Source organism: Streptomyces sp. NPDC059900, from assembly GCF_050270335.1.
Taxonomy (GTDB): domain Bacteria; phylum Actinomycetota; class Actinomycetes; order Streptomycetales; family Streptomycetaceae; genus Streptomyces.
Map to the genome: position 1 here is coordinate 1 of NZ_JBNNJZ010000200.1, position 13,572 is coordinate 13,572.

Annotated in this window: 7 protein-coding genes, 2 tRNA genes and 1 pseudogene; 5 read left to right on the forward strand and 5 right to left on the reverse strand. The window is 72.6% G+C overall.

The window, feature by feature from the left end:
• Positions 1–696: pseudogene (locus tag ACQKIP_RS24095) on the reverse strand (hypothetical protein); the annotation flags it as partial.
• Between the two features lie 130 nt (positions 697–826).
• On the opposite strand from ACQKIP_RS24095, the gene ACQKIP_RS24100 reads away from it, so the two are divergent.
• From ACQKIP_RS24100 to ACQKIP_RS24120, 5 genes are all read left to right on the forward strand, one after another.
• A tRNA-Ala gene (locus ACQKIP_RS24100) sits at positions 827–898 on the forward strand.
• Positions 899–928: 30 nt separating this feature from the next.
• Positions 929–2,359, forward strand: a complete 1,431-nt coding sequence (locus ACQKIP_RS24105; protein ID WP_365855341.1) for an SDR family NAD(P)-dependent oxidoreductase — start codon at positions 929–931, stop codon at positions 2,357–2,359.
• Positions 2,360–2,361: 2 nt separating this feature from the next.
• A complete protein-coding gene (locus ACQKIP_RS24110) occupies positions 2,362–3,549 on the forward strand; it encodes a ribonuclease inhibitor (protein ID WP_427744032.1) in 1,188 nt (395 codons plus the stop codon).
• A gap of 160 nt (positions 3,550–3,709) precedes the next feature.
• Positions 3,710–3,782: transfer RNA gene (locus tag ACQKIP_RS24115), tRNA-Trp, on the forward strand.
• Between the two features lie 59 nt (positions 3,783–3,841).
• Positions 3,842–7,204: a hypothetical protein gene (locus ACQKIP_RS24120; RefSeq protein ID WP_365855337.1), complete on the forward strand. Its 3,363-nt coding sequence runs from the start codon at positions 3,842–3,844 to the stop codon at positions 7,202–7,204.
• A gap of 81 nt (positions 7,205–7,285) precedes the next feature.
• Here ACQKIP_RS24120 and ACQKIP_RS24125 read toward each other — a convergent pair whose 3' ends face one another.
• From ACQKIP_RS24125 to ACQKIP_RS24140, 4 genes are all read right to left on the reverse strand, one after another.
• A complete protein-coding gene (locus ACQKIP_RS24125; RefSeq protein WP_365855335.1) occupies positions 7,286–8,257 on the reverse strand; it encodes an acyl-ACP desaturase in 972 nt (323 codons plus the stop codon).
• A 181-nt stretch (positions 8,258–8,438) separates the two neighbouring features.
• The gene (ddaH, locus tag ACQKIP_RS24130; protein ID WP_365855333.1) at positions 8,439–9,215 is read right to left on the reverse strand and encodes a dimethylargininase; all 777 of its coding nucleotides are present in this window, start codon (positions 9,213–9,215) and stop codon (positions 8,439–8,441) included.
• 76 nt (positions 9,216–9,291) lie between these two features.
• A complete protein-coding gene (locus tag ACQKIP_RS24135) occupies positions 9,292–11,583 on the reverse strand; it encodes an excinuclease ABC subunit UvrA (protein ID WP_365855331.1) in 2,292 nt (763 codons plus the stop codon).
• A 10-nt stretch (positions 11,584–11,593) separates the two neighbouring features.
• Positions 11,594–13,225, reverse strand: a complete 1,632-nt coding sequence (locus tag ACQKIP_RS24140; RefSeq protein ID WP_365855329.1) for an ABC-F family ATP-binding cassette domain-containing protein — start codon at positions 13,223–13,225, stop codon at positions 11,594–11,596.
• Positions 13,226–13,572: the final 347 nt, after the last annotated feature.

The following is a 13,572-nucleotide window of genomic DNA, read 5'->3' on the forward strand; positions in this document are numbered from 1 at the left end:
CACGCCGTACTGCTCGGGAGGCGTGTCGAACACCGGCCCCCAGCCGCTGTTGGTCTCCACCCTGGCCTCGTCGGGCAGATGGCGCAGATAGGTCAGGCGCCGGTCCGTGATCTGGCGGCCGTTGCGGTCGTGCCGCTGGAAGCCGCTCGGCCCCGCGGGCATGAGGGCCGCGCACAACCAGCCCTCGCGCGGCTGCCCGGTCGCGCTACCCACGGTCAGCCGGGTCACCACGAGGTCCCGCTGCCGGGGCCCGACAGCCGTTCCGAACGTCCGCTGCACGAACTCGGTGCCGTCGGCGGTGCGGAACGTCGTCAGGACCACCGGCAGATGCGGCGCCTCCATGCGCTGGCCGACGGCCCCGGCGTCCGTCAGCTGCGGCAGGTGCACCGCTCCGGTAGACGGCGAGTAGAAGAAGAAGGACAGGCAGTACTTGTCGTAGACCGGCTCGATCTCGCCCGCCTGCCCGATCAGGGACTCCTGGCGGTGGTCCTTGACGCCCACCATGTGCCAGTAGCGGTACAGGGCATTGGAGGCGAAGGCAGCCTCCTTGGACTCGTATGTTCCCCGGTCGAAGTCGTCGCTCCAGCGCCGGAAGGCCGCTTGCGCCCACCACGGGACGGGATAGGGGATCTGCGCCCGTCCCGCCCAGCCTCGCCACATGACCTCGTAGAACATCCACTCATGGGTCTGTGCCATGGGTTCCACCCCCGCTGCACACCGTTGCACCGGGGCGGGCGGTCGTAAATCCGTTCGGCGCGGCGGTCCTGCCGTGGTTAAGATCCGGGAGCGCGGGCGGACCGAAGTCTCCTGGTCCGCGCGGGTGCGAGGTCCTGTAGAGCAGAGGCAGACTCGCCGCCACGGCATGGCGGATACGCCGGTTCGAATCCGGCCGGGGCCACGAGCGGACAGTACGGGCGGGGCGGGGCTGATGGGTGAGAGCGGCGGGATCAGCGAGGCGGACCTCGCGGTCTTCCACGACGTGGTCGGCAGGCTCCGTGCGCTGCCGGTCGACGACCCGGTGCGGCTGCGCGCCGAGCAGGTCGCCGCGTCCTTCGCCCGCGACGGACGGCTGCGCAGGCGCAAGGCGCGCGGGGCCGAACTCTCCGCCGCCGACGCGGCCGTGATGGCGGCGACCGCCACCGGGGCCGGTGACCGCCGTGAGGACGCGCCGCTGGTCGCCGAGGGCGCCGCCGGTGTCTTCCGCAAGCCACGGCCCTGCTATGTCTGCAAGGCGTCGTATCGACAGGTCGACTCCTTCTACCACCGGCTCTGTCCCGGATGCGCCGCCGACAACCGTACGAGGCGTGCCCTCGGCACGGATCTGAGCGGACGCCGCGCGCTGCTCACCGGCGGCCGGGTGAAGATCGGCTTCCAGCTGGCCCTGATGATGCTGCGCGACGGCGCCGAACTCCTGGTCACCAGCCGCTTCCCGCACGACACGCGACGCCGCTTCCGGGCGGTGCCGGGCAGCGAGAAGTGGCTCGACCGGCTCACGGTGCTCGCCGTGGACCTGCGTGACCCGCGCCAAGTGCTCGGCCTGTGCGAGGAGCTGCGACAGGAGGGCGAGCCGCTGGACATCCTGGTCAACAACGCGGCGCAGACGGTACGCAGGCCGCCCGAGGCGTACGCGGCTCTTGCGGCCCGCGAGCCGGCGGGGCTGCCTGCCGGGGCGCGGGGTGCGCCGGGGTTCCGGACGATGCGGGCGCTGGACGCTTCTGATGCTTCCGCCGCTTCCGCCGCTTCCGCCGGTCCGGGGGTATCGAGGGCTTCCGGGGTTTCGGGGGCGCTCGCCCTGGTCCTGGCCGGGTCCGGTGCCGCGGGCGACGCTGATCTGCTCGGTGCGGTCGACGAGACGGGGCTGCTGCGCGACCCCTCGCCGGAGAACTCCTGGTCCGCCCGGCTCGGTGGCCTCGACCCCGCAGAGGTCCTGGAAACCCAGCTGGTCAACGCGCTCGCCCCGGCCCTGCTCTGCGACCGTCTCCTGCCGCTGCTGCTGGCCTCGCCCCGTCCCCGTACGTACATCGTCAATGTCACGGCGGTCGAGGGCCGCTTCGCGGTGCGCAACAAGACGGCCGGGCATCCGCACACGAACATGGCCAAGGCCGCCCTGAACATGCTCACCCGCACGAGCGCGGCCGAACTCGCCGGACAGGGCGTGCACATGTGTGCCGTCGACACCGGCTGGATCACCGACGAGAACCCCGCCCCCAAGAAGGACCGCATCGCCGGGGCGGGCTTCCGGACGCCGCTGGACGTGGTGGACGGCGCGGCCCGGATCTACGACCCGATCGTGCGGGGCGAGGCGGGGGCGCCGGTCTCGGGGGTCTTCCTGAAGGACTACCGGGAGGCGGAGTGGTAGGCGTGGAGCCCGGCAGCGGACAGTTCGCGGGGGTGCCCCCGGTCGTGCCGCGCCCCGCGGTCGAACTGGGGCCGCTGCTGGCCTGGTTGCGCGGCGGACATCCCGCGCAGGGGCGCCTTGACTTCGAGGCGGGCACGGTCCTTCCGGACGGACGCCTCGACCTGTGCAAGCAGTCGCTCGGGGCGGAAGGCGCCGCGCTGGTCGCCGACGCGCTCCGGGGAGAGGGCGCGGAAGTCCGTTTTCCCGTACGGCACTTGCTGCTCGGCACGGACGGCCTGGGGGACGAGGGAGCGGCAATCGCGGCGGAGGCCGCGAGCGGCGAGGCGGGTCCCACCGGCGTCGAGACGCTGTACCTGGGCTGCAACGGCATCACCGCCAGCGGCGCCTGCCGCGTCGCGGACCAGCTGCGGGCCTCGCCGCAGGTCGTGACCGGCCTCTGGCTCAAGCGCAATCCGCTGGGGCCGCCGGGAGGCGCCGCCGCGGGCGAACTCATCGCATCCGTACGTACGTTGCGCACGCTCGACCTGGTGCAGACCGGGCTCGACGCGGCCGGGGCGGCGGTCCTCGTCGACGCGCTGCTCGCGGCGGCGGACACCGGTCGGCGTGTCGAGCGGGTCTTCCTGGGCGGCAACGCGCTCGGAACGGCGGGCGCGGCGCCGCTCGCCGCGTTGGTTGCCGGGGGAGGCGTGCGTGAACTGTACGTATCCGCAGCGGAGTTGGGGGACGAGGGAGCGCTGCTGATCGCGGCGGCCCTCGGGCGTGCTCCGTGCGGTGCGCTCGAACGCCTCTCCGTCGCGAGCAACGGCATCGGGCCGCGGGGCGCCGCCGGTCTCGTCGCGGCGGCCGTGCCGGCGGGGGTGGAGCTGCTCGACCTCGGCCGGGTACGGGCCGCGGGGGCGCTCGGCGCGGCGGACAATCGCATCGACGATGCGGCGGCCGCGGCCATCGCCGGAAGCCTTGCCGGGGCCGAGCACCGCCTGGCCCATCTGGTGCTCAGCCACACCGGGATGCGCAGCCGTGAGGCCCACCGGCTGCTGGATACCGCCGGGCAGGCCCGTACGCCCACGCGGTTCGTCCTCGGGCAGGGGATCGCGGCGAGCGTGAAGCGGCGGCTGGCGGCGTTCGCCGCGGATGTCGCCCCGCCCTCCGTCCCGGCGGACGTTGCCGCTGTGCGGAGTCTGCAGGGCTGAGGGGGGGCGGGGGGTGCGGGGGTGCCTTGGCGGGTGGGGGAGCGACTGACCCTGCGGGGCGGTGGGGGCTTGTCGCGCAGTTCCCCGCGCCCCTTACGGGGCGCAGCTTCGCGCGCCCCCGGCCCGGCCCCGTAGCCGGACGATACGATCCGGAGCAAGGCGGGACGTAGCGCAGAGGTTGTCGCGTCGGTCTCCAAAACCGGAACACGCTGGTTCGACTCCAGCCGTCCCGCCCCCATCCGGCGGAGCAATTCGCTGTCCCCGGGGCGGTCCCTGCGGGCAGAATCCGCGCATGGCACTGCCCGAGAAGACCGCCGCACGTTATCTGCTCTCCGACCTCGAACCCCTCCCGTACCCGCGGCGGATGCGTGAGATCGCCGAGAGCGCGCGGGACTTCGCGGGGCGCGGCGCGCTGCGGTCCGTCCTGGAGGAACTCGAGGGCACAGGGCCGTACGAGCGCGGGGTGGCCGTCCTGCTGGCCTGCGCCGGCGGGGACACTGAGTGGACCGGGGCGCGGATCGCCGACCCCGACTCCTTCGTGCGGGGACATGCGCTGCGGGTGGCGCAGAGCCACGGGGTCCCGGACGCCGCGTTCGAGGCGGCCCTCGGTGACGCCCCCGAAGCGGTGCGGAGGCAGTTGCTGCGGGCGATCGTCACCGGGCAGCGCACCGCACTCGCCGATCGACTCATCGGCCCGCTGCGGCGCGACTGGGGCGACGCGGAGGCGGCAAGGCTGCTCCCGGGCTGCTCGGATCCCGTGGTGGAGCGGCTGCTCCCGGATCTCTTCCATGCCGTACGGGGCTGGCGGCCGCTGGCGAGGCGGCATGCGGATGTGCTGCTCGACGTGGCGGCGCGTGAGCTGACCGCGCTGCCCGAGGCGCTGCGGGACGGGTGGTGGCAGCGGTACGCGGCAGGGGTCGCGTCCGCCGCGAAGGCGGAGCCGACGCGCGTGCTCGACCTCCTGGAACAGTTCGCGCCCAGCTTCTTTCCCCATCAACTGCGCCCGCGTCTGGGAGTGCTGGCCGACGCGGCTCCGGGACGGGTCCTGGCGATCCTCGCCGGGACCCGGGGGTGGTCCCTGCGGCGCAGCGGCGTGCTCACGGACGCCGTGCTGCGCAAGCTCGCCCGTTCGGGCGCGCCCGGACTTCTCGACTACGCCCGCGCCGTGGCCGAGGACTCCGGCGACCTCGCACGGCTGATGCTCGCGCACCCGCCCGCCGAGCGTGCCTCCGTGCACGCGCGGGCCGTCGAGGGACGCGGCCCCGCCTTCGGCACCGTCGACGGAGTCCTGCTCGGCGCGCTGCCCCGCAGCGCGGTGGCCGACGCGGCGCGGAGCATGGCTGAGCAGGCCAAGGCCCAAGGTGCGCACTGGAGTTCCGTACTGCTGGCCGAGTCGTTCCTGCCCTGCGCGGAAGTACGCGACCGGCTCGTTGCGGCGACCCGGCGGCCCGCCGCCGATGACCGCGCCCGGGCGTGGCCGCTGCTCGTCCGCAACGCCGCACGTTCCGGGGAGCAGTCCCAAGTCGCCGCCGTACTCGAAGAGATGACCCGCCTAGCGAACGAGCAGGACCCCGTCCGCTCGGCCGCCCTGGCCGCGCTCGCCGAGACCGGGCCCGCCCTCTTCGGGGCCGACGCCGAACCGTTCCTCGACCGGATATCCGCGGACGCCGTCGCGGCCCGCGACTCCTCGCACGGCACCCGCGGCAGTCTCAGCAGGCTGGCCGTCGCCGTGCTGCGCGAGCACGCCGTGGGAGGACAGCGGGAGTTGGTGAACTGGGCGCTGCGCACGCTCGTCCGGATCTCCGGCAACACCGGCGGTGCCGACCTCGGTCGCCTCGACCGCACCCTGCGGCGCGGTCAGGAGCATGACGTGTTCGAGGCGCTGCGCCCCTGGATCGAGGCGGGCGCGGAGAAGGCCGACTACAGCCTCGCCTTCGCCCTGGCCCACGCGGTCGGCCGACGCTCCGCCGGGATGGCGGAGTTGCAGGAACTCCTGTGGCAGGCGATCCGGTTCGGCAGCAACGCGACCGTTTCGCGGGCGATCGGCCTGTGGCTTCAGCCGCCCGCGACCCGTGACGAACGCGTCGCCCGCGTCCTGGCGCAGGAGCCTTCGACGGGCGTACTCGCCCCGGTCCACACCGTGCTGTGCGCCCGCCGCACCGACCTGCTCGACCAACTCCTGTCCGGAACGCCGCCGTACGGGCGATTCCTGACCAAGGGCGCGGCCTGGACCGTGCCGGCCGGCGCCGCGCAGATCCGCCGCTGGCTGCCACGTCAACAGCGGGCGCTCGCAAGCCAGTTGCAGCAGGCCGCCGGTGACGCGGGGCTCCCGCGGTGGGACCGCGCCGCGGCGATCGCCCGCAGCGCGTACATCCCCGGCGCGGGGGAGGAGACCGTACGCCGCTGGACCGGATCGACCGACACCGTGCTCGCCGAGGCGGCCCTGGGTGCCCTCGCCCATATCTCGCGGCCGGGGGACGCGCTGCCCGAGCTGCTGGCGCACGCGGGCGGCGAACGGGCGCGGGTCGCGGTGTACGCGGCGACGCGGGCCTCACGCCATGTGCCGCCCTCCCGGCTCGCGGCGCTGCTGCGGGAGGTTCTGTGCGGGCCCGGCAAGAAGGTGACGAGCCGCAAGGAGGCCGCCCGCCTCGCCGCCGTACGCCTTCCCGCACCCGAGGCGGCAGCGCTGCTCGCCGATGCCTACGGGGCGCCGGACGCCCACCGCGACGTACGGGCGGCGTGCGTCGCCTTCGCGGGCGGGCTGCTCGGCCAGGAGCGGGTGTGGGAGCTGCTGCGGGATGCCGCCGGGGCGGAGCCGGTGCTGCGGACGGCCGTGCTGCGGGTGCGGCCGCTCGACCTGGCGGCGGAACACCGGGAGCGGTACGCGCGACTCGTGCGCGAGGTGGTGGGCACGCAGGACGACGAAGCAGCCGCCCTCGCGCTTCCCGCACTGGCGCGGTGGGCCCCTTGGTCCCCGGACGCGGCCTCGGTGCTCGCGGAGGCGACCGCGGACCTCGGCCGGCGCGCCACGTGGCAGGTGGCGGCGCGGGGCCTGGTGACGGCGTCGGCGACCGCGCCGCGCGGGGGCGAGGTGTTGTGCGGGGCCCTCGCGGCGCTCGCGTCCTCCGACACGGGTGCGCCGCAGGACGCGCAGGACCGGGATCTGCCCGCCCGGCGGCGGATCGAGTACGTGGCCGAGGCGCTGGCCGAGGGCGGCGAGCCGTACCGGGCAGCCGCTCTGGCCGCGGGCAGCCTCCTCGCCGGGTACGCGGACCACGTGCCGCAGGCCGCGGAGATCCTCGTGGCGGCCCTCGACGTGGGCGGGGAGCCCGAGGAGGTGGGCGAGGCCCTGCTGCGGCTCGCCCGCTTGCACGAGGGGCGCCCGGCGCTGGCGATGCGGTCCGCGATCGCGCTGGGGGAGCGGCTCACGGACACGGAGTATCCGGGGGAGGCGGCGGTGCTGCTGCCGGTCGCGCGCCGCCTCGCGACGGCGGGCGGCCACGCCAACGGGTTGTTCGCCCTGGCCCTGACCGACGGGCTCGGCGAGCGGACGAACTGGCCCGCGCCCTGGCGGGCCCTGCTCGTGTCCCTGCGGGCGCACGACGTCCCGGACGTACGGGACGCGGCGCTGTCGGTGTGCACGTTCCGCGAGTAGGCGCGGGGTGAACGGGTGGGCGGGCGGGTGGAAATCTGCCGCGAAGCGGCGGTCCGGACCCCGCCCACCTGCCCGGATGGGCTACTTCCCCCGAGCCGCCATCCGCGCCTTCCGCGCGGCCAGCTTCTCGTCGAACTTGGCGGCCTCGGAGTCCAGCCCGTTCATGTACAGGCCCAGCTCCTCCTGCGCCTTGAGACCCTCCGGGCCGAGCCCGCTGATCTGCATGACCTTCAGGAAGCGCAGGACGGGCTGGATCACGTCGTCGTGGTGGATGCGCATGTTGTAGATCTCGCCGATCGCCATCTGCGCGGCGGCCCGCTCGAAGCCGGGCATGCCGTGTCCGGGCATCCGGAAGTTGACGACCACGTCACGCACGGACTGCATGGTCAGATCGGGGGCGAGCTCGAAGGCCGCGCCCAGGAGGTTGCGGTAGAAGACCATGTGCAGGTTCTCGTCGGTGGCGATGCGCGCCAGCATGCGGTCGCAGACCGGGTCGCCCGACTGGTGGCCCGTGTTGCGGTGCGAGACGCGGGTCGCGAGCTCCTGGAAGGCCACGTACGCGACGGAGTGCAGCATCGAGTGACGGTTGTCGGACTCGAAGCCCTCGGCCATGTGCGCCATGCGGAACTGCTCGAGCTTGTCCGGGTCCACGGCGCGCGAGGCCAGGAGGTAGTCGCGCATCACGATGCCGTGGCGGCCCTCCTCGGCGGTCCAGCGGTGCACCCAGGTGCCCCAGGCGCCGTCGCGGCCGAAGAGGGAGGCGATCTCGTGGTGGTAGCTGGGGAGGTTGTCCTCGGTCAGGAGGTTGACGACCAGGGCGACCTTGCCGATGTCGGTCACCTTGGACTGCTCGGGCTCCCAGGCCTCGCCGTCCTCGAACTGGCCGGGGAAGTTGCGGGCGTCGGAGAACGGGACGTACTCGTGGGGCATCCAGTCCTTGGCCACCTTCAGGTGGCGGTTGAGCTCCTTCTCGACCACTTCTTCCAGGGCGAACAGCAACCGGGCGTCGGTCCAGTCGTCCGTGCTGCCGAGTTGCGGAGAGGTGATCGTCACGGGGGCTCCAGGGGGACGGGAGTTTTTTGCGGATTACGTGCGCAGGGGTTACGCGGCAGCACGAGCGGGTGCTACCTACCTACGGTGTCGTAGGTTACGTTGCCGTAGGTTAAGCCCTCCGTAAAGTGGCTGAGTCAGGGGGTCCCGAAAGCCCCGCGCGCCCCACCCGCCCCGGGACTGGTCAGGCGTACAGCTCCCTGAGGCGGACTGAGAGGCATGTCACACAGCCTTCCAGCTTCTCGAACTCGCTGATGTCCACTGGCACCGGGTCGAAACCGAGGTCCGCGAGCAGCTCCGCACTCTTGGGCGCGCTCGCCGCAAGGAGCAGTTTTGCGCCACCGAGCAGCACCACGTGCGCCCCGGACTCCTCGGGCACCGGCAGGAAGCGCGGGAAGAGCGAGGGAGTGTCCACGAGCGGCGGGAAGCCGATGACGGTGCCGTCCGGCAGCGCCGTCACCGCCGACTTCAGGTGCAGGACTTTGCTGACGGGGACGGCCACGATCCGTGCCCCCAGCGGCTCGAAGGCGGCCCGCAGCTGGCGGACGCCGTCGGCGTTCGTGCGCCCGCCGCGCCCCACGTAGATCGTGTCGCCGACCTTCAGGATGTCGCCGCCGTCGAGCGTGCCGGGCTCCCACACCCAGTTGACGGAGGCGCCGAGCCGGGCCACCGCCTCCTCCACGGCCGCCGTCTCCGCGCGCCGGGACTCCGCGCCGGGCCGGGCTATCAGCGCCACGTTGCGGAAGACGACGACCGCGTCCTCGACGAAGACCGAGTCCGGGCAGTCGTCGGCGGGCTCCACCTCGACGGTCTCCCAGCCGTGCGCCCGCAGCGCCTCCGCGTACGCCACCCACTGGTCGAAGGCGAGACCCGCGTCGACCGGGGTCCGCTCGACATGCGTCACCAGGCCTTCCGCGAGACGTGGTCCTGGCCGGCGGATCAGCGCTTTCCTGCTGGGCACGGGAGGCTCTCCGTAACGGGTGCAGCGGCGGGGGGCGCCCCCGCCCGGCGCGCGCCGGGCCGGGGGTGTCCGCACATCATGCAGCGTGCATGGGGTCCAGGCCCAGGTCTCGTCGCAGATGAGCGGCGGTGAACGAGCCCTCCGCGCCGGTCAGCTCGCCCGGAGTGCCCTCGAAGACGACGCGGCCGCCGTGCTTGCCGCCCTCGGGGCCCAGGTCGATCACCCAGTCCGCGTGCTTGACGACCTCCAGGTTGTGCTCGACGACGACCACGGTGTTCCCCGCGTCGACGAGCCGGTCGAGGAGGGCGAGCAGGCCGTCCACGTCGGCCATGTGCAGGCCGGTCGTCGGCTCGTCGAGGACGTACGTCGTGCCGGTGCGGTGCAGCTGCGTGGCCAGCTTGATGCGCTGCCGCTCGCCGCCCGACAGGGTGCTCAGCGGCTGCCCGAGCGTCAGGTAGGTCAGCCCCACGTCGTGCAGGGCCCGCAGCCGGCGGCGCACACCCGTGCCGTCGACCGCCGCGAGGAAGTCCAGGGCGCGCTCGGCCGTCATGTCGAGCACGTCGGCGATCGAGTTGCCGCCGACGGTCAGCCGGAGCACCTCCTCCTTGAAGCGGCGCCCCTCGCACGCCTCGCAGGTCGTCGTCACCGGGTCCATGAACGCCAGGTCGCTGTAGATGACCCCGCGGCCCTGGCAGCTCTCGCACGCGCCGGCGGAGTTGAAGCTGAAGAGCCGCGGCTCCCGGCCGGTCTCGCGCGCGAACAGCTTGCGCAGCGAGTCCATGATCCCGAGGTACGTAGCCGGGGTGGAGCGGCCCGAGATGCCGATGCCCGACTGGTCGACGACCACGGCGTCCGGGTGCCCGGCGACGAACGCCCGCGACACCAGCGTGCTCTTGCCCGAGCCCGCCACGCCCGTCACCGCGGTGAGCACCCCCGTGGGCACGCGCACGCTGAGGTCCTTGAGGTTGTGCAGGTCGGCGCCCTTGACCCAGCGGCCGCCGATGGCCTCGCGCGGGCTCTCCTTGACGCCCGTGGAGCGCCGCAGGTGCCGTCCGGTGAGCGTGTCCGCGTGCCGCAGCTCCTGCGGTGTCCCCTCGAAGACGACCAGACCGCCGCCCGTGCCCGCCCCGGGCCCCATGTCGACGACATGGTCGGCCACGGCGATCACGTCCGGGTCGTGCTCGACGACCAGGACGGTGTTGCCCTTGTCGCGCAGCCGCAGCAGCAGGTCGTTGAGCCGCCCCACGTCACGCGGGTGCAGGCCGACGCTGGGCTCGTCGAAGATGTACGTCATGCCGGTGAGGCTGGAGCCCAGGTGCCGCACCGTCTTCAGTCGCTGGCCCTCGCCGCCGGACAGGGTGGACGTCTCGCGGCCGAGGCTGAGGTAGCCGAGGCCGATCGCCTCGATCCGTTCCAGCGCCGCCACCGCGGCCGCCGCGATCGGTCCGGCCACCGGGTCGTCGATCGGCTCCAGGGCGGCGATGAGGTCGGTGACCTCCATGCGTGCGCAGTCGGCGATGTTCAGCCCGCCGATACGGGTGGCGAGCGCCGCCTCGTTGAGCCGGGCCCCGGCGCAGGCGTCGCACTCGCCCTCGACGAGGAAGCGCTGGACCAGATCGCGGGTGTGCTGGCTCAGCGTCGACAGATCGCGGTTGAGGTAGAGCCGCTCGAAGCGGTCGGCGAGCCCTTCGTAGTCGATGTCCCGTGCGCCGCCGGTGTTGTCGACGCCGACCTTGGTGCCCTTCCTGCCGCCGCGCATCAGGAACGCCCGCTCCCGCGCGCCGAACCGGCTCACCGGCTTGTGCGGGTCCAGTTCGGGGGTGTTGGTGTACGTCTGGCCCTGCCAGGTCCCCGCGGTGAACGGCGGGAAGACGATCGCGCCGTCCGCCAGGGACTTGGCGGGGTCCAGGATGCGGTCGTAGTCGGGCCGCACGGTCTTGCCCAGGCCGTGGCACCGGGGACACATGCCCGAGGGGTCGTTGAACGAGTACGCGGTCGCGGGACCGGCACTCGGTGTGCCGTGCCGGGAGAACAGCACGCGCATCACCGAGTAGATGTCCGTCATCGTGCCCACCGTCGACCGGGAGTGGCCGCCGATCGGCCGCTGGTCGACGACGATCGCGGGCGAGAGCTCCTCGATGGTGTCCGCGTGCGGCCGCTCGTACTTCGGCAGCCGGTTGCGGACGAACCACGTGAAGGTCTCGTTGAGCTGGCGCTGCGACTCGACCGCGATCGTGTCGAACACGACCGACGACTTCCCCGACCCCGAGACGCCGGTGAAGACGGTGAGCCGGTCTTTGGGGATGCGCAGGCTCACCTCCTTGAGGTTGTTCTCACGGGCTCCGGTGATCGTGATGTATTGGTGCATACACGCGAAGCTAGCCAAAATACCCGACATCTTCTGTCGTGATTTCTTTCATTTCGCCGTCCAGGAGCAGCCAGCGTGTGATGCCGATCGACTCCAGGAACGGCACGTCGTGGCTGGCCACGATCAGCGCTCCCTCGTACGACTCCAGGGCCGTGGCCAGCTGCTTCACGCTCGCCATGTCGAGGTTGTTGGTCGGTTCGTCGAGCATCAGGAGCTGTGGCGCGGGCTCCGCGAGCAGCAGCGCCGCCAGCGCGGCCCGGAACCGCTCGCCGCCCGAGAGGGTCGCCGCCCGCTGGTCGGCCCGCGCCCCCTTGAACAGGAAGCGGGCCAGGCGGGCCCGGATCCGGTTGTTGGTGGCGTCGGGTGCGTAGCGTTTGACGTTCTCGGCCACGGTCAGCTCCTCGTCGAGCACGTCGAGCCGCTGCGGCAAGAATCGCAGCGGGACATGCGCAAGGGCCTCTCCTTCCACGGCGTCCAGCTCCCCGGCGACGGTGCGCAGGAGGGTGGTCTTGCCCGCTCCGTTGCGGCCGACCAGGGCGACCCGTTCGGGGCCGCGCAGCTCGAACTCGCCCTTCACCCGGGCTCCGTAGCGCAGGGAGAGCTCCCGCAGCGTGAGGACGGTGCGCCCCGGCGGCACCGCGGTGAACGGCAGGTCGACGCGGATCTCGTCGTCGTCCCGCACCGCCTCGACGGCGTCGTCGAGGCGCTCCTTCGCCTCCGTGAGCTTCTCCTCGTGCATGATGCGGTGCTTGCCCGCGGACACCTGGGCCTGGCGCTTGCGCTCGCCCATGACGACCTTCGGCTCGCGCTTGGTGTCCCACATCTTCTGGCCGTACCGCTTGCGGCGGGCCAACTTGACCTGTGCGTCGGCAAGTTCGCGCTTCTGCTTCTTCAGGTCCGACTCGGCGACGCGCACCATGCGCTCGGCCGCCTCCTGCTCGGCGGCCAGTGCCTCCTCGTACGCGGTGAAGTTGCCTCCGTACCACTTGACCTCGCCGTCCCGCAGATCGGCGATCTGGTCGACCAGGTCGAGGAGTTCACGGTCGTGGCTGACCACGACCAGGACTCCGGACCAGGCGTCGACGGCCGCGTAGAGCCGCCGACGGGCGTACAGGTCGAGGTTGTTGGTGGGTTCGTCGAGCAGGAGCACGTCGGGGCGGCGCAGCAGCAGCGCGGCGAGGCGCAGCAGCACGGACTCGCCGCCCGAGACCTCCCCGGTGGTGCGGTCCAGGCCGATGTGGCCGAGGCCGAGCTGATCGAGGGTCGCCACCGCGCGCTCCTCGACGTCCCAGTCGTCGCCGACCGCCGTGAAGTGCTCCTCGGCCGCGTCGCCCGACTCGATGGCGTGCAGGGCGGCGCGGGTCGCGGCGATGCCGAGCACTTCGTCGACGCGCAGACCGGTGTCGAGGGTGACGTTCTGCGGCAGATACCCGATGTCACCCGCGACGCGGACGGCGCCGTCGGACGGCCTGAGCTCACCGGCGACGAGCTTCAACAGGGTTGACTTTCCCGATCCGTTGACCCCGATGAGGCCGGTTCTGCCCGGCCCGAAGGCCACCTGGAGTCCGTCGAAGACACCGGTGCCGTCCGGCCAGGTGAAGTCGAGCGACGTGCACGTGATGGAGGTGGGGGTAGTAGACATGTGGTCCTCGCGGTTGCGTGAGATGAAGCGCGGTCAGGGGCAACGCGTTTCGGGACACCGCGGGGCGCGACGGCAGGACAGGAGCAGCGTCATCAGGAGGCGAGGGCGGAAAAAGGGCCCTGCGCCCGGGGACGGCTCGTACGCCGAGGTCGCACGCTACGCACACGGCCGAGCCGTGTGACGCGGTGACTCCAGACCTCAGACGAGCAACGTCCTACTCCTATCGGCGACAACAGAACCGTTATACACCGTACGGTGCGGCTCCGGGGCTGTCAACGATTTATCGTGACCGCCAACGCCGCGGACAAGGAGGCCCCATGCCCTACGGCTCGCTCTCGCTGCCGATG

Coding starts and splice junctions, on each gene's coding strand:
- ACQKIP_RS24105 (WP_365855341.1), top strand. CDS start 929: ATGGGTGAGAGCGGCGGGATCAGCGAGGCGGACCTCGCGGTCTTCCAC.
- ACQKIP_RS24120 (WP_365855337.1), top strand. CDS start 3,842: ATGGCACTGCCCGAGAAGACCGCCGCACGTTATCTGCTCTCCGACCTC.
- ACQKIP_RS24135 (WP_365855331.1), bottom strand. CDS start 11,583: ATGCACCAATACATCACGATCACCGGAGCCCGTGAGAACAACCTCAAG.
- ACQKIP_RS24140 (WP_365855329.1), bottom strand. CDS start 13,225: ATGTCTACTACCCCCACCTCCATCACGTGCACGTCGCTCGACTTCACC.